Here is a 16723-nt window from a genome sequence, read left to right on the forward strand (position 1 = left end):
TTACATATAAAGGAAAAAAAAATTATTTGTAACAAAATTCGTTGTACTTCGTCTTCCTTATGTAAAACACCATGAATGGTCACTACAATTGAACAACCAACAATGACACAATCAGAATTTTTAAATGTTGTCATGCCTTTTAAGGATAAACTATATCGCCTTGCAAAACGGCTATTAGTATCCTCAGAGGAGGCGGAAGATGCCACACAGGAGATTTTGATGAAATTGTGGGCCAAAAAGAAGATGATAGAGAATTACAAGAATGTGGAGGCTTTTGCGATGACAATGACAAAGAATTTTTGTCTAGATCGTTTAAAATCAAAACAATCTAACAATCTCAAATTAGTTCACAGTAATTACGCGGATGGAGCATCATCCCTACAAAAACAAGTAGAATCTAAAGATAGTGTAAGCTGGGTAGAAAGAATTATGGAGGAGCTGCCGGAACAACAAAAAATGGTGCTTCAATTAAGAGATATTGAAGAGTACGATTTTGACGAAATATCAGAACTCCTTGAAATGAAACCCACAGCAGTGCGTGTGACATTGTCAAGAGCAAGAAAAACAGTAAGAGAAAAATTATTACAAAAACATAGTTATGGAATTGGATAACATTGAAAAATTATTGGAAAAGTATTTTGAGGCCACCACTACGGAAGCCGAAGAAAAGAACTTACGGGAGTATTTTTCACAAGAAAAGGTTGCTCCGCAGTTAGAGCAATACAGACCGATATTCGCCTACTTTTCCCAAGCCAAGGAAGAACGGTTTACCAAGCAGGTTCCACTAAAACCTAGAAAAAACTATTATAAGTGGCTTTCCATTGCAGCGGTAGCAGTAATTGCTTTTGGTATTTATTTTGGTAATGCTTATCAGGAACGGCAAATTGAGAAAGAACAAGCGCTTTATGCTTACAACGAAACTAAAAAAGCGTTGAACCTTTTGGCCGAGAATTTTGGTAAGGGAACTGAAAAAGTAGCCTATTTAAATGAATTTGAAGAAACAAAACAAAAAATTTACAAGCACAATTAAAATTTGAAACGATGAAAAGAAGTATCACAATATTACTAATAGCCTTATTACCATTATCTGGCTTTTCACAGTCCTTGTTTGACAAATATGAGGACCTGGATGAAGTAACCTCTGTGGTGGTTAATAAGAGCATGTTTAATCTACTTAGTAAAATAGAAGTAGATGTAGACGACCCTGAGGCAAAGGACTTTATGGATATTGCCAAGAGCGTAAATAGTCTAAAGGTATTTACCACGGAAGACAAGAAAATAGGAGCAGATATGAAAGCTTCTGTTGAAAAGTATCTTAAATCCGCTTCCCTGGAGGAGTTAATGCGCATTAAAGATAAAGACGCCAATATTAAGTTCTATATCAAGAATGGAAAAGATGACGATCATGTAAGTGAGTTACTGATGTTCGTAAATGGAATGAAGAATATTGATGTAGAAATTAATGACAGAAAGTTTGAAACAGTATTGCTTTCGCTTACCGGAGATATTGATTTAAATAAGATCAATTCCCTTACAAATAAAATGAATCTTCCCAAAGAGCTCAATAAGGCTGGGGAAAAGAACAATTAATATATTTTTAATCTTAATCAATCAATCAGATTCCTATAATATGGCCAATGCCATCGAGACAGGAAATTAAAACGAAACTCATGAAAAAAACAATTTTAGTATTAGCAGCATTCCTTATCACAGTTAGCGGATTTTCACAATCTCAATTCGATAAGTTTGAAGATATGGAGAACGTAGGTTCTGTCATAGTAAATAAAAAAATGATAGATCTGGTCGCCAGTATTGGAGAACATTCTGACGACGCCGAGGCAAAAGAATTTATGAGCCTTGCCAAAGGATTAAAACAATTGAGAGTATTTATGACAGAGGATGATAATGCTTCTGCTAAAATGCAATCTTCAGTAGACAAATATTTGGGATCATCTTCCATGGAAGAATTAATGAGAGTGAAAGATGAGGATACCAATGTTAAATTCTATATCAGAAGCGGAAAAGATGAGAACCATGTAAAGGAGCTATTGATGTTTGTAACTGGTATAGAGAATGTTAAGGTAGGTCACAATGACCGTAACATTGAAACAGTATTAGTATCTTTAACGGGCGATATTGACCTTCGCAAGATTGGTACACTAACCAAGAAGATGGACCTTCCCAAAGAGCTGAATAAGGCCGAAAAAAAGGGGAAGTAGAGTAAGGCTAATGGGGAGTAATTGATATCCTCTGGCAAATAAACACTAAAGCATAAAAAATGAAATCGATTTTAAAATATTTGGCACTGGCAGCTGTCCTTGTATTAGGAGCCTGTTCCTCTAATCAAAGTTTGCAAGAGTACTATGTGGATAGCTCAGAGAATCCCAATTTTATTTCTCTTGATGTCCCTACGAGCATTCTGAACCTTGAAGAGACAGATCTCACGGAGGCACAGAATGAGGCACTGCAATCTCTTAGAAAATTAAACATTCTTGCTTTCAAGAAAACTACTAAGAACGCAGCAGAATACAAAGTAGAAAGAGCTAAGGTAAATTCTATCTTGAAAGATGGCGAGTTTGTTGAGCTGATGAAGCTGAATTCAAAGTACGGAAAAGGAGTTATCAAATACCTTGGAGATGAAGATGCTATAGATGAGGTAATTATCTACGGTAACAGCAATGATAAAGGTTTTGCTCTTATCAGGGTTCTTGGAGATGATATGAATCCGGCACATATTGTACAGCTACTTCAGGCCATTCAGAAATCGGATTATAAAGGAGAAGGCCTTGGTGAAATAGGCAAATTCTTAAAAGGGTAAATACTACCATCCTAACATATATAACCTGCTTCAAAATTTTTTTGAAGCAGGTTTTTTTGTTTCCATCAGATCAAAAAAGTTATTCAATTTAAAGGTCTAATCATTATCTTGCTTACTTCATTAACACTAACTAAAATTACAATGGAAAAAGCAGAAGTATGGTTCAATTATGCTATTGAACTGGCCAAAGAATTTGGCCCAAAATTAATTACGGCCATCATTATTTACCTGATTGGCTCATGGGTAATAAAGAAACTGGTAGGCGCAGCCAGGAAAATGATGTCTAAAAGTAGTTATGATGAATCGCTACAGCGGTTCTTACTTAATCTGATCTCCTGGGCATTAAAGGTATTCCTGATTTTAGTGGTTATTTCCCAACTTGGGGTAGATGTCACCACTTTTGCCGCCGTTATTGCCGCTGCTGGTCTTGCAGTAGGTCTTGCACTTCAGGGTTCCTTATCCAACTTTGCCGGAGGGGTACTGATTATGATTTTTAAACCCTATAGAATAGGAGATCTCATTGAGGCGCAAGGCGTGTTGGGTGGGGTTAAAGAAATAGAGATCTTTACTACAAAATTAATAACCCCGGCAAATAAGCTGGCGATTGTTCCCAATGGTGCAATGGCCAATGGAAATATAATAAATTATACCGCTGAAGGAAAGATCAGGGTAGATACCACGGTAGGTGTTGGTTATGACGAGGACATAAAGAAAACCAAAGAGGTATTGATGGAGGTTTTAACTTCTAACCCTCTGGTATTAGCAGAACCCGCTCCTTCTGTCAACGTGTCGGAATTGGCAGACAGTTCGGTTAATTTCGCCGTAAGGCCATTTTGTAAACCAGAACATTATTGGGATGTTTATTTTGCAACTGTTGAAGGTTCAAAACTGGCATTGGATAAAGCAGGAATTGAGATACCTTATCCTCATCATGTGGAAATCCGCAGAAATGAATAAGCTGAAATATTGATCTCAATATTGGGATATCCTCAGCTGGTTTACCCTGAATTTATATTCCGGTATAATTAGCTGGGGATATTGCCTTTAGTTCAGTTTTAATAGCTTCGGAAACCTTCAGGGTGTCTATAAAGTCAGCGATTGATCCCTGATTTATTTTTTCATTGGTTCTGGTAAGTCCTTTAAGAGCCTCGTAAGGATTAGGATAACCTTCTCTTCTCAGGATGGTTTGGATGGCTTCGGCAACCACCGCCCAGTTGTTTTCCAGATCGAGCCTGAATTTTTCCTCATTCAGCAATAATTTATTCAGCCCCTTTAAAGTAGAAGTAAATCCAATAATTGTATGTGCCAGAGGTACACCAATATTTCTGAGTACTGTACTATCTGTAAGATCTCTCTGCAATCTGGAAATCGGTAACTTGGAAGCTAAATGTTCAAAAATGGCATTAGCCATACCCAGATTTCCTTCTGAGTTCTCGAAATCTATTGGGTTCACCTTATGAGGCATTGCAGAAGAACCTACTTCTCCTTTTTTAATTTTTTGTTTAAAATAATCCATCGATACATAGGACCAGAAATCTCTGTCTAGATCAATAATTACAGTATTGATCCTCTTCAGATTGTCGAACAAAGCGGCCATATGGTCATAATGCTCTATTTGAGTGGTGGGAAATGAATGATGCAAGCCTAAGCTTTCCTGAACAAATTTTTGACCAAATGCTTTCCAGTCGAGCTGGGGATAGGCCACTTTATGGGCATTGAAATTACCAGTTGCTCCACCAAATTTAGCCGCGCTGGGAATATCATTCAAGAGATTAAACTGTTCCTTTAAACGCTCCGTGAATACTGCAATTTCCTTACCCAGGCGGGTAGGGGAGGCCGGTTGGCCATGGGTTCGGGCCAGCATAGGGATATGCTCCCATTCCGCGCTTAAGGCCTTTAGTTTTTCAACAACTTCTAAATAATGGGGAACGTAAACTTCATTAATTGCGTCTTTTAATGATAGTGGTATTGCGGTATTATTTATGTCCTGTGAGGTAAGGCCAAAATGGATGAATTCCTTATAACTTTCAAGCCCCAGTGTATCAAACTTTTCCTTAATGAAATACTCTACAGCCTTAACATCATGGTTAGTAGTTTTTTCTATTTCTTTTATAGCCTCTGCATCCTCAGTTTTGAAATTGAGATAAATTGCGCGTAAATCGTCGTATTTGGTATTTTGTAATTCGCTTAATTGAGGTAAAGGAATTTCACAAAGTGCTATGAAATACTCAATTTCTACTTTCACCCGATACTTTATGAGTGCTGCTTCAGAAAAATACCCTGCCAGGGCATTCACTTTATTCTTGTAGCGACCATCGATAGGCGAAATTGCGTTTAGTGCGGTTAGAGACATCTTTATCAAATTGATTTATTCCTGCAAAACCGCAAAGATACTTAAAAGGCGGTAATCGGTAATCGAATTATAGATATGAAATTTATGTATAACTCCCGCGATCCGATTATCTGGCGGCATTCAATTTTCTCAGTTGTTCCAGGGTATGTCTGGCCCTGGCCTTATAGGCAGCACTGCCGCTGGCATAGTTTTGTTCTAAAATCAGGACAAGTTCCGGGTGTACCCAGGAAAATTTTTTGCCCAAATGCATCAGACTGGTCATAGAATAAGCCTTTGTTGCCACTTTGTGTTCCCCAATAAGCCAATCAAAACATGCGGTTGTGACTTTTTCCAGCCGCCTCTCGTCGAGAATAAATTGACAGTCATGTTGCTTTTTTGAAAAATAGCAGATCATCAATAGTTCGCAAATTTTTGCAGCGGGCCTTATGGACGATTCAAATTTTAATTTGCCCAAATTGTCAATAAAGGTATCTATATAAGGAAACAGGTAGTTTAGGTTGTTCTTAGTAGTAAATTCCAAAACCCAAAAGGCTTTGCTGGATACAGGATTTATCGTGTCAAAGGCAATTTCCAGAAGCGGCTCTATAAGATGTGGCTTGCTACTTAGGAGCTGGGCCATTTTCAGGCGTTTTTCCCTTGAATGGTCTACGTAGTCCAGGGAGGCATAAAGTTCTTTGACAGTCAAAATATTTTTAATGGTTTTTCTATCCTTGGCTTCGAAATTAATAATAATCCCCAGATTCATACGCCCTCAATACCATGTAAATCTGTCCTGATTTAGCACAAAATAAAGGGGATGGGTGATGGTCATAAGATCATTGTCATTGGTCGCTAAACGTTCTTATTCAATATATCCGAAACTAACATGGGTACACCAATTGCTGCTCTCTCGGCGATAATACTCAAATCCCGAAAATCATTTTCGCCAATACTTGGTCGTGGATCAATAAAGTGGATACTACTGTTGTACGGGGCATAATTCACCAGCCCTGCGGCCGGATATACCTGCATAGAGGTGCCAATGATGATTAGAATATCAGCTGATTGAGTAATTTGGGCTGCTTTTGGTAGCAAGGGAACTTCCTCCCCAAACCATACAATATGTGGTCGCAGCTGATGTCCGTCATCATCCGTATCTCCTATATGAAGATCGTTGGTCCAATTAAGTACGAGCGATGCATTTTTTGTGCTTCTGACTTTCAATAACTCCCCGTGAAGGTGAAGCACATTAGAACTTCCTGCACGTTCGTGCAGATCGTCTACGTTTTGTGTAATGATGCTAACCTTGTGGTGCTTCTCTAGTTCAACCAGGGCATAATGACCCTTATTTGGTTGCACCTCCAGAAGCTGTCTTCTGCGCTGGTTATAAAAATCCAGGACAAGTTCCGGATTCCTGGCAAACCCTAATGGCGAAGCCACTTCCATTACATCATGCCCCTCCCAAAGTCCATCAGCATCTCTGAATGTGCTGATACCGCTGTCTGCACTGGCACCAGCGCCGGTAAGTACCACTATATTTTTCATCTTATATAAAAATAGACTTTTTATTATATTCGGTTAATGGTAGATGTTCAACTTTTAGACTATTTGGAGGGTTTCATTTCAGAAGAAAGGAAAGAGCGGTTTTTGAATGTCCTGAAGATGAGGACCAAATATATCACCGTGGCGGCGGAAGATGTTTTTCAAATGCACAATACAAGTGCCTTGATTAGAAGTTGTGAGGTGTTTGGTATACAGGAAGCTCATGTTATTGAAGGTAGGTTTGGAAATAGATTAGACAAAAATATTGCGATGGGAGCTCAGCAATGGGTAGATGTATACAGGTATAAAGACACTACCGATTGCCTTACAGCCCTGAGGCAAGAGGGATATAAAATTATCGCCACCACTCCTCATGAGGATTCCTGTATGCTGCAGGATTTTAAATTAGAAGGCAAGACGGCATTGTTTTTTGGAACAGAAAAGGAAGGCCTTAGTTCATCAGTACTCAATGCGGCCGATGGGTATTTAAAAATACCAATGGTGGGGTTTACGGAGAGTCTTAACGTCTCTGTTTCGGTTGCCATTATTTTGCAGCAACTCTCCCGGCAACTTAGGGCGTCTGATCTGCCCTGGCCGCTGCTGGAGCCTGAAATTCTTGAGAAACGACTGGATTGGACAAGGAAATCCATTAAAAGTATCGATAAAATAATGGACAGATATAAGAAAGAATTATGATTTTTTACTACATTGTGTAATGCAACTAACTTATTGATAAACAAATGGATATACTACTTTATATTATTGGGGGCTTAGTTTTATTAGTTTTACTCTTTATTTTAATAGTGCTGATCCTGGCGCTTATTGCGCCAAAGACCTACGACGTATTCAGAACTGTCGAAATTAAACGAAATAAGGCCGAGGTGTTTGAACATCTTAAATACCTTAAAAAACAAGATGAATGGTCGCCCTGGATGAAAAAAGACCCAAATATGAAGAAAACGTTTACTGGAACCGACGGGGAAGTTGGCTGTGTTAGTCACTGGATCGGTAACAAAGATGTAGGCGAGGGCGAGCAAGAGATTACCAAGATCATTCCGGGAGAACGAATTGAAGGGGAACTTCGCTTTCTAAAGCCCTGGAAATCTACCTCCCAATGCTATCTTAATGTCGATGATGGCAGTAATGGGCAGACCAAAGTCACCTGGGGGTTTTCCGGGAAGAGCAAATTTCTTATGCGTATTATGACGGTATTTAAAAGTATGGATAAGATGGTGGGAAAAGACTTTGAAGAAGGTTTGGCAACCCTAAAATCACAAATGGAAAGCTAGGAAATGGTAAAGAATCCTATAGGTTGGTTTGAATTGCCCGTATCTGAAATGGGCAGGGCAAAAGATTTTTATGAAACTGTATTGGATATATCCATAACAGTACATGACCTTGACGGACTGATAATGGGCTGGTTTCCAGGGAACCATACAAATCCTGGAAGCAGTGGCTCTCTGGTACAACATGAGATGTATACACCCAGCGCTGAGCAAGGTGTATTGATATACTTTTCATGTGAAGATCTATCTAATGAATTGGGCAGGGTAGCTGCCGCAGGCGGCACGGTCTTAAGACCAAAGACGGCAATAGGGGAGGGCCACGGCTTTATGGCTCTTATGCTAGATACGGAAGGCAACAGGGTTGCCTTGCACTCACCAATTTGAGATCTGCTAATCTCGCATTGGGCCGGGGTTTACTCAACCAGTTCTAGTAAGGCAATATCGTATTCATTATCCAGCACAACTTTACCGTTTTTCACCTCCACTTCAGTATCGGAATAGGTGTCTAATAACCTGGTGCCATTTCCAAAAAATCCTTTAACCCAGAGCGACTTTTTTCCCTTCGGAAGATCTAGGCCCACTACTACCTTATCCTTAAATTCACCACTTGTATAGGTTCTGCTAAAGACATAGGGTTTTTTGGCAAGGCGTTTGTGTTTCCCGGCACCAACTGCAGGGTGCTTGCTTCTGAATTTACCAAGTTTTTGCCAATGTTCATGTATCTTTTTTGTTTCCGGAAGGCTGTCCAGATCTTCCCAATTCATAAAAGACCTCAGTGTAGCATCGCCAACAGTACCATCTATCAGAAGACTTCGGGCTGTTTCATCTCCATAGTATACCTGAGAGGCCCCTGGCGTAAGCATCAGCACTGTAGCGGTCCTGTAAGGTTGTTTCCGTTGTTTATCAAAAGGACTGTTATCATCGTGTGAAGTAAGGTAATTGACAACACTTTTTTCTTTCAATTTGGTGTGCAGCAGTTTACTGTACTTCTTAAAGATGGTTTCATAATTTTTGTGTGCGTCGACTTTTAATTCAAAATTGATCAAACTTTTGAACCCATGGTCGTAGTAATCTACTTTTTTGTCCCCGAAATCATATTCCCTACCCGATGAAATTCCATAATTGTAGACTTCACCTACCATATAGAAGGGATTATTGTCTAGTACCTTATCCGGATTTTTCTTCTTCCAGGTTTCGAAAGCATGAGAAGCCTCCTGGTAAAGTTCTGCCCAGGCATTTTCGTTTACATGCTTTACGGTATCCACCCTGAAACCGTCGATACCAAGGTCATTGATATAATCTGTCAACCATTTAATAATATAGAACCTTGGTGCTCTTGGGTATCCTGTTCTCTCAAAAAATAATTGTAATTCATCAAGTTCATTGCTAAGTCGGCCTTCTTCTTTCCATTTCGCCAGCAAGGCATCTGGCAGTTCTACCGCTTCGTCAGATTCTGTATTAATATCCGGAAGGTTTTCTACCAATGTACAGGCGGTGGTAGTCTCATAGGTCTCAAAGTCGCAGACGGGATCGGTTCGCACCCATTCCTCCGGCCAAACAGGATCTTTATCGGTAACAGGGCCGGTATGATTCAGTACCACATCCATAAGGATTCTTATTCCATTGGCATGGGCCGTTTTAACAAGTTGTTCTAAATCTTTTTTAGTGCCAAAATTTGGATCAAGTACCGTCCAGTCTTTGGCCCAATATCCATGGTAGCCATATGTGCTTCCGGTACTTTCATCCGTATCGCCATGTATCTGTTCCACCACAGGGGTAAACCATATAGCATTGATCCCTAGTTCCTGAAAATACCCATCTTCAATTTTCTTAGTGATACCCAGGATATCTCCTCCCATAAAACCTCTTAGAGGTCCGGTAGGGTTGGTTCTGCCAAAATTAATGTCCTTTTCCGGGTTCCCGTTGTTAAACCTATCGGTAAGTAAAAAATAGATATTGGCACCCTCCCAAACAAAGGGTGTTTCTTTTTTTGTTTCCGGCTTTATTTCGAGTTCGGCCGAAGCTTCCATAACAGATTCTTTATTTGCTTCTTTGCAGGCGAAAAATAGTGCAGAGATTGCGAGTGCAATCAGCATTTTTTGCATGGTACAGGATTTTGGTTAAAGCTATAAAATGCCTGGGGAAATTGAAAATTTATTTTTGCCTGTTTAAAACTTTGTATTCTTCGTAGCAAGCACTGATGGCATCCAGAATCTGTAAGTCGTTCGCAGTTCTTATAAAAGACTTGGAATAGTTGCAATTAGAAAGAATGTCATCTATATCCACTTTTTCTATCTGTAATAATTCGGTCAGCGTTTCCCTGTCAAATTTAGAAGCGAGCAGATCGCGGATAGCATCATCTTCTTTTACTTGTCTGAGTTTCCGCATTTGCTGCGGTTTTTTACCAAAGAGATTACGCAGAAGATCGGCAGGGTTCAGAATAGCGCCAAGGACTTTAGTGACGGCACTTGGGCTCTTATTGCCGGCTTCGTAGCTCTTAGACAGGCCAGAAATACTGTATTGGTACGCTGTATTTATCGGTAAATTCTTTACGTCTATTTCAAGATAGCCTGTTAACTGATAAGGTTTTAAAATTACTTCTTCCAAAGCATAGGCCAACTCTGTCAATGCAATTTTGGTATCCTTGAATTTAAACATGTCATTAGTGATCCTGATTTTCTGTGACTTGAAACCCAGGTATGAAAAATACAAAGTGTCATTTACGGCAGCGGTGATAGAGAATTCTCCTTTCTTGTTGGTTATAGTGCCAATTACCTGATTGAGATTTACAATATGCACACTTTCCAATGGCCGATCAGATTGGGCATTAACAACCACAGCTTTAATGGTCCCTTCCTGTACTTCGCCAGATTCCTGAGAAAATCCATTGAGGCCAATTAATGCGATAAGTAGGATGTAGTAGTTTTTCATTAATCTCAATCGGGATTAAAGGTACTAATAAAACGAAAAAAATACGCCGAAGCGTATTTTTTAATACAGAATTAACTAATAAAAGCCATCTCTTCTCTTACTCTTCTTTTTACCGGATCGTCTACCGCCACTTTGAAATGCCTTGCCATCTCTTCTTTTACCCCGTCCCCGGTCTTTGCTTCGTCTTCTTCCTTTGTCATTACTTCTTCGGCCACCACCGCTCTCTGGATTTTTTGAAACTTCCACATTTACAAATCGCCCTTCAACCTTAAAATCGGTAAAAGTCGCCAGAATTCTTTCTTTTAGATCGGCGTCCGAATTAAAAAAGGAAAAACTGTCTTTAACATCCACCTTGTAAATGTCTTCCTTACCTACGGCAAGAGTATCTTTTAAGAAGTCTTTTAAAGACATCCAATCAAAGTTGTCTTTTTCACCAACGTTGATAAAGTACCTCACAGATCCGTTATTTGAAGACCCGTCTCTGGAACCTGTTTTTCTATCTCCGCCATCTCTGTGATCCGTGCTATTAAGGTCTTTAGCCCGATTGTAATAGTTGAAAAATCTGGTGAATTCAACTGAGACCATTTTTTTAATCAACTCATCCCGATCAACACCCTCGAAAACATCATTGATGGCTGGTAAATAGTCCGCGACATCAGGATTTACTTCTGTATTCCTGATTTTACTGGCTAAATGGTAGAGTTGTATTTCACAAATCTCCATCCCTGTCGGGATTTTTTTGGCCACAAATGCCTGTTTTATTTTTTTCTCAATGGCGTGTATCTTACGCAGTTCGCTCCTTGTTACGATGACCATGGAAATACCAGATTTACCTGCCCTTCCCGTTCTACCACTTCTGTGCGTATAGGTTTCTATCTCGTCAGGTAATTGGTAATTAATTACATGGGTAATATCATCTACATCTATTCCCCTGGCGGCAACATCGGTGGCTACCAGCATTTGGATCTGCTTTTTTCGGAAGGCATTCATGACCAGATCTCGCTGGTTCTGACTTAGGTCGCCGTGCAGAGCGCCAGCATTATAGCCATCCTCTATAAGCTTTTCTGCTACTTTTTGAGTATCGCGTTTAGTACGGCAGAAGATCACCGAAAATATACCAGGGTTGGCATCTGATAGTCTTTTTAATGCCGGATATCTGTCTCTTCCCCCTACAACATAGTACTCGTGCTGTACGGTATCAACACCAGAATTTTTGGCACCCACAGTAATTTCCTGGGGATGATGCATAAATTTCCTTGCAATGGTTGACACTTCCTTGGGCATTGTAGCGGAGAATAGCCAGGTTGATTTCTCTTCCGGGGTATCAGATAGTATATCTTTAATATCTTCATAGAAACCCATGTTCAGCATTTCATCAGCTTCATCAAGAATGCAATAATCTATTTTGCTGATATTAATAATCCCCCTGCCAATCATGTCTTTCATCCGGCCGGGAGTGGCTACAACAATTTGTGCACCCTTCTTAATTTGTCTGGCCTGTTCTGTGATACTAGCCCCACCGTAGATGGCCACTACATTTAACCCCTTAATGTATTTGGAATACAATTTAAGTTCATTGGTTATCTGAAGGCACAATTCACGTGTCGGAGATAAAATGAGGCCCTGAGTAGTTCTACTTTGGCTATCAATTTTTTGAATAAGGGGAAATCCGAAAGCAGCTGTTTTTCCTGTGCCCGTTTGTGCCAGGGCAACAAGATCTGTTTCTTCTTCCAATAGAATGGGAATTGCTTTTTCCTGAACTTCTGAAGGTTGCTCAAATCCAAGATCAGTAATAGCATCCAATAGGGGCTTGTCTAGCCCCAAAGCTTTAAATTTAGTCATAATATTAGGTTACCTAATCGCAAATAAGGTGTGTTGTATAGAGCGATTAACGTCATAACCTATTAGACTCAGCACAACACATGCTATACCAGCGGCAATAATTAGTCGGCAAAGATACTGTTATTTATTTAGATAGGGCGATAACAGTAATAATCACAGTAGCTCTAGGGCATGTTTTGTTGATTAACTTGCCTGCAGATGAAGATATTCCAGGAGTTTTTTCAACGCATTTCCTCTGTGGCTGATATTATTTTTAACGGCCATTGGGAGTTCAGCAAAAGTTTTATCGTAACCGTCAGGTTTAAATACAGGATCATATCCAAACCCTCCTGTACCCCGAGGCTCATAAGTAATATCTCCGTGGACCGTACCTGTAAAAAAATGACTTTTGCCTTGCCATAATAATGCGATTACTGTTTTGAAATGTGCTGTTCGTACACTGCTATGTTGCAATTCTAAGAGCAGTTTATCAATATTGGCCTGGGCATTATTCTTTGCACCGGCATAACGGGCAGAATAGACTCCTGGTGCACCGTCCAGGGCATCAACTAGAAGGCCGGTATCATCTGCAAAGCAATTATACCCGAAGTGAGTTAAAACATAATTGGCTTTTATTAATGCGTTGCCTTCCAGGGTATTCTCGGTTTCAGGAATCTCATCGGTACATCCGATATCCGCAAGGGATAACAGATTGATATGTTTTGGAAGTAGCAGGCGTACTTCATTGAGTTTATTTAAGTTGTGTGTTGCAAATACTAATTCCATTAATAGGTAATTCCAGTGATTGTTAAGTTGAAAAGTTTAAAAATAGTAATTTTATTCACCGTAAAATACATGCCATGAAGCTTAAAATCCCTCCTGCCTTAGTATTACTTTGCTTTGCCTTGCTGATGTATCTATTGGCTAAATTTTTACCGGTGGGTAATTTTGATTTCTTTGGGAGGCGCTATCTGATTATGGCACTGTTTGCAATGGCCGTTATCATTCTTCTTATATCATTTTATCAGTTTTACAGGGCAAAGACTACTATAGACCCCGGATCTCCTTCTAAAGCCTCAAAACTGCTTACCAACGGGATTTACAAATTTTCCCGTAATCCTATTTATTTAGCTATGTTATTGATACTGCTGGCCTTTGGGCTAAAACTTGGTAACGCCTTTAATTCCCTTACGGCAGCCCTTTTTGTTGCCTATATGAACAGATTTCAAATTTTACCGGAAGAGGAGGTCCTATCCAGTTTGTTTGGAAAGGAATATCAATACTATTGTGCCCAGGTAAGACGGTGGTTTTAAGGGATGTTACTGAGAGCTCTACTGATTATATATATCAGTAATTTAACTAATATATATTAATAATTAGTATTTTAGCTAATAATGTACTATATTAGCTTTTTAGCTTATAGATATGATAGCAATTATAACTGGTGATATTATAAATTCGGAGGCACATATTGCCTCTCAATGGATCCCTGTGTTAAAGGAATATTTCGCACAGTTGGGAAACGCCCCTAAGGATTGGGAAATATACAGAGGAGACGAATTTCAGCTTAGACTATCGCCGAAACAGGCATTGAGATCAGCAATACAGATTAAGGCCATGATAAAATCAGTAAAAAACCTTGATGTGCGTTTAGGAATTGGCCTAGGTGATGAGACCTATTCCGGAGAAGGGGTAAGTGAATCTAATGGCACGGCCTATCAACGATCTGGGCGCGTATTTGAAAGTTTAAAAGAGCGTAAGCTCAATTTAGCTTTGGCCACGGATGATAAACCATACGACCTTAGCATCAATTTGATGTTAAAACTGGCTTTAGACTTTATGGATGATTGGAGCCCGGTCTCTGCAGAGGTCATTACTCTGGCGCTTCAGCAGCCCAAAACCTCTCAAAAGGATATTGCTAATCTACTTAACATTCAACAATCTGCAGTGAGTCAGCGCCTGAAAAGAGCCCGTTGGGAACTTGTACAAGAGTTGCTGGATTATTATTCTTATTCCCTAAAGACTTTAGTGCTATGATCTTATTTACCAAATTATTATTGGCCCATCTCATTGGAGATTTTCTATTGCAGCCCTTAAAATGGGTGCTTCACAAGGAGGCGAACAAGATAGCTTCAAAGTTCCTTTACCTCCATATATTATTGCATTTTGGCGTAACGATGTTAATATTATGGGATCTCAATTATTGGAAAATGGCGCTGATAATAGCACTTTCTCACTATCTGATAGACCTCGCTAAAATATATGTGAATCCCCTTTTTAAGCGCAAAGCAATTCCTTTTTTTATAGATCAGTTATTGCACATCCTGGTATTGTATTGCCTGGTGTATTACACTAATCTTTGGGAACATTCCCGTGGTTTGCTGGAACAGCTCGATTGGCCGCTAATTACCGCCATTGTATTTGTGAGTTTTCCGGCGGCCATTGTCATGGGGAAATTACTGGAAGGGATGTCTCAGCAAATTTCTATGGACCATAAATCTTTGCCCAATGCCGGTAAGTACATAGGCATATTAGAACGACTGTTTGTACTGCTTTTTATTATTCTCGGAAGATGGGAGGCTATAGGATTGCTCATAACAGCTAAATCTGTATTCAGATTTAACGACTTAAAAGAAAGTAACAATCGTAAACTTACCGAGTATATTTTGATTGGGACTTTACTGAGTTTTGGGATTGCAATTCTTACAGGTATTATCTATATTCATTTATAATTTACTCTAGAAAATGCTAAAAAAGATATTACTCGCTCTGCTCGTCATAACGATTATTTCCTGCACTGAGGAAAAACCAAAAACAACAGCTATAGATAATACAACTCAACGCTGGACAGCAGATAAGGCATGGCAGTGGTATGATGATCAGCCCTGGCTGGTAGGGGCTAATTTTAATCCAAGCACTGCTATCAACCAATTAGAATTCTGGCAGGAAGCCACTTTTGATCCTGAAACAATTGAACGAGAACTAAAATGGTCTGCAGACCTTGGAATGAACCTTCACAGGGTATACCTGCATAATCTTTTATGGGAACAAGATTCTATTGGCTTTCTAAACCGGTTAGACAATTATCTGAGTCTTGCTGATAAACACAAAATCAAAACCATGTTTGTATTGCTGGATGATGTATGGCACCCGGTACCAAAAACGGGTCAGCAACCAGAACCCCTTCCTCATGTGCATAATTCTGGCTGGGTGCAGGCTCCCGGAGCTGCTATTTTAGGAGATACTACCCGCCACGACGAACTCAAAGGCTATGTTAAGGGAATTCTGAAGCATTTCGCAGAAGATAAGCGGGTTTTGGCCTGGGATCTGTATAACGAACCGGATAATGTCGCTGGACAACCAGGAAGGGCACAATTGGAAGTAAAGAACAAACAAAAATATTCCCTGGCCCTGCTAAAGAAAGTAGTGGGTTGGGCAAGGGAAATAGATCCAAGTCAGCCACTGACCACAGGGATCTGGAGAGGCAATATAGACCATTGGGGGACTCCGGATAGTCTGCCACCAGTAGACAGGTATATGGTTGAACAATCGGATCTAATATCCTTCCATGCCTATGACGGAGATATGGAAACAGTACAGAAGAAAATTACCGAGCTTAAAAAATATGGCAGACCCTTATTGTGTACAGAATATATGGCGCGAACCAACAATAATACGTTTCAGAACATGATGCCAATACTTAAGAAAAATAAAATAGCGGCTATTAATTGGGGGTTCGTGTCGGGTAAAAGCAATACCATTTATCCCTGGAAAAGCTGGGACTCCACTTTTACAAAGGAACCTGAAATGTGGTTTCATGATATCCTGAGGGAAGATGGTACCCCTTTTTCTCAAGAAGAAGTTGAGTATATTAAAAAAATGACCAAAGAGGAGGAGTCAGGGATAGATTTGTTGATAGAATAAAGCGCAGGCCCATCTAAATCTTTATTTGGGTCAATTACATCTTTTTTAAAGCCTATGTTGAATTTTGAC

General features: G+C 39.7%; 20 protein-coding genes. 13 read left to right on the forward strand and 7 right to left on the reverse strand.

What is annotated here, in order from left to right; all coding sequences use genetic code 11:
* The first annotated feature begins 102 nt into the window (after positions 1-102).
* The 6 genes from J1G40_RS12600 (at position 103) to J1G40_RS12625 (ending at position 3775) form a co-directional block, all read left to right on the forward strand.
* Positions 103-612: an RNA polymerase sigma factor gene (locus tag J1G40_RS12600; RefSeq protein ID WP_265243036.1), complete on the forward strand. Its 510-nt coding sequence runs from the start codon at positions 103-105 to the stop codon at positions 610-612.
* Entirely contained in the window at positions 599-1030 is a 432-nt protein-coding gene (locus J1G40_RS12605) for a hypothetical protein (RefSeq protein ID WP_265242998.1), read from the forward strand. Before J1G40_RS12600 ends, J1G40_RS12605 begins: the two co-directional genes overlap by 14 nt.
* 11 nt (positions 1031-1041) lie before the next feature.
* Positions 1042-1590, forward strand: a complete 549-nt coding sequence (locus J1G40_RS12610) for a DUF4252 domain-containing protein (protein WP_265242999.1) — start codon at positions 1042-1044, stop codon at positions 1588-1590.
* Between the two features lie 80 nt (positions 1591-1670).
* Positions 1671-2219, forward strand: a complete 549-nt coding sequence (locus J1G40_RS12615) for a DUF4252 domain-containing protein (protein ID WP_265243000.1) — start codon at positions 1671-1673, stop codon at positions 2217-2219.
* A gap of 59 nt (positions 2220-2278) precedes the next feature.
* The gene (locus J1G40_RS12620) at positions 2279-2818 is read left to right on the forward strand and encodes a DUF4252 domain-containing protein (protein ID WP_265243001.1); all 540 of its coding nucleotides are present in this window, start codon (positions 2279-2281) and stop codon (positions 2816-2818) included.
* A gap of 141 nt (positions 2819-2959) precedes the next feature.
* Entirely contained in the window at positions 2960-3775 is an 816-nt protein-coding gene (locus J1G40_RS12625) for a mechanosensitive ion channel family protein (protein ID WP_265243002.1), read from the forward strand.
* A 52-nt stretch (positions 3776-3827) separates the two neighbouring features.
* Here J1G40_RS12625 and purB read toward each other — a convergent pair whose 3' ends face one another.
* The 3 genes from purB to J1G40_RS12640 form a co-directional block, all read right to left on the reverse strand.
* On the reverse strand, positions 3828-5171 hold the full coding sequence (gene purB / locus J1G40_RS12630) for an adenylosuccinate lyase (protein ID WP_265243003.1): 1344 nt from the start codon (positions 5169-5171) through the stop codon (positions 3828-3830).
* 106 nt (positions 5172-5277) lie between these two features.
* The gene (locus J1G40_RS12635; protein WP_265243004.1) at positions 5278-5856 is read right to left on the reverse strand and encodes an adenylosuccinate lyase; all 579 of its coding nucleotides are present in this window, start codon (positions 5854-5856) and stop codon (positions 5278-5280) included.
* A gap of 146 nt (positions 5857-6002) precedes the next feature.
* Complete coding sequence (locus tag J1G40_RS12640) at positions 6003-6695, reverse strand: SIR2 family NAD-dependent protein deacylase (protein ID WP_265243005.1); 693 nt, start codon at positions 6693-6695, stop codon at positions 6003-6005.
* Between the two features lie 36 nt (positions 6696-6731).
* Here J1G40_RS12640 and J1G40_RS12645 point away from each other — a divergent pair, with 36 nt between their 5' ends.
* From J1G40_RS12645 to J1G40_RS12655, 3 genes are read left to right on the forward strand one after another with little or no spacing between them, the layout of a single operon-like run.
* Positions 6732-7388 carry a TrmH family RNA methyltransferase gene (locus J1G40_RS12645; RefSeq protein WP_265243006.1) on the forward strand — a complete coding sequence of 219 codons (657 nt, stop codon included), beginning with the start codon at positions 6732-6734 and terminating at the stop codon, positions 7386-7388.
* 44 nt (positions 7389-7432) lie between these two features.
* Positions 7433-7981: an SRPBCC family protein gene (locus J1G40_RS12650; protein WP_265243007.1), complete on the forward strand. Its 549-nt coding sequence runs from the start codon at positions 7433-7435 to the stop codon at positions 7979-7981.
* 3 nt (positions 7982-7984) lie between these two features.
* Entirely contained in the window at positions 7985-8362 is a 378-nt protein-coding gene (locus tag J1G40_RS12655) for a VOC family protein (RefSeq protein WP_265243008.1), read from the forward strand.
* Positions 8363-8391: 29 nt separating this feature from the next.
* Here J1G40_RS12655 and J1G40_RS12660 read toward each other — a convergent pair whose 3' ends face one another.
* The 4 genes from J1G40_RS12660 to J1G40_RS12675 all read right to left on the reverse strand — a co-directional run bounded on the left by J1G40_RS12660 (position 8392) and on the right by J1G40_RS12675 (position 13516).
* The gene (locus J1G40_RS12660; RefSeq protein ID WP_265243009.1) at positions 8392-10083 is read right to left on the reverse strand and encodes an alpha-amylase family glycosyl hydrolase; all 1692 of its coding nucleotides are present in this window, start codon (positions 10081-10083) and stop codon (positions 8392-8394) included.
* A gap of 49 nt (positions 10084-10132) precedes the next feature.
* A complete protein-coding gene (locus tag J1G40_RS12665; protein WP_265243010.1) occupies positions 10133-10909 on the reverse strand; it encodes a carboxypeptidase-like regulatory domain-containing protein in 777 nt (258 codons plus the stop codon).
* Positions 10910-10984: 75 nt separating this feature from the next.
* Positions 10985-12751, reverse strand: a complete 1767-nt coding sequence (locus J1G40_RS12670; RefSeq protein WP_265243011.1) for a DEAD/DEAH box helicase — start codon at positions 12749-12751, stop codon at positions 10985-10987.
* 183 nt (positions 12752-12934) lie between these two features.
* Positions 12935-13516, reverse strand: coding sequence for a non-canonical purine NTP diphosphatase (locus tag J1G40_RS12675; protein WP_265243012.1), 582 nt, complete (start codon positions 13514-13516; stop codon positions 12935-12937).
* Positions 13517-13590: 74 nt separating this feature from the next.
* Between J1G40_RS12675 and J1G40_RS12680 the strand changes: the two genes are divergently transcribed.
* The 4 genes from J1G40_RS12680 (at position 13591) to J1G40_RS12695 (ending at position 16654) form a co-directional block, all read left to right on the forward strand.
* Complete coding sequence (locus J1G40_RS12680) at positions 13591-14043, forward strand: methyltransferase family protein (protein ID WP_265243013.1); 453 nt, start codon at positions 13591-13593, stop codon at positions 14041-14043.
* A gap of 112 nt (positions 14044-14155) precedes the next feature.
* Entirely contained in the window at positions 14156-14767 is a 612-nt protein-coding gene (locus tag J1G40_RS12685) for a SatD family protein (protein WP_265243014.1), read from the forward strand.
* Positions 14764-15462 (forward strand): DUF3307 domain-containing protein, encoded by a 699-nt coding sequence (locus tag J1G40_RS12690; RefSeq protein WP_265243015.1) that lies wholly within the window; start codon positions 14764-14766, stop codon positions 15460-15462. The genes J1G40_RS12685 and J1G40_RS12690 overlap by 4 nt, the downstream gene beginning before the upstream one ends.
* Before the next feature lie 13 nt (positions 15463-15475).
* Positions 15476-16654, forward strand: a complete 1179-nt coding sequence (locus tag J1G40_RS12695; RefSeq protein WP_265243016.1) for a glycoside hydrolase family 5 protein — start codon at positions 15476-15478, stop codon at positions 16652-16654.
* Positions 16655-16723: the final 69 nt, after the last annotated feature.

Origin of the sequence: Muriicola sp. Z0-33 (assembly GCF_026126425.1) — a bacterium.
Classification (GTDB): domain Bacteria; phylum Bacteroidota; class Bacteroidia; order Flavobacteriales; family Flavobacteriaceae; genus JAFMPW01.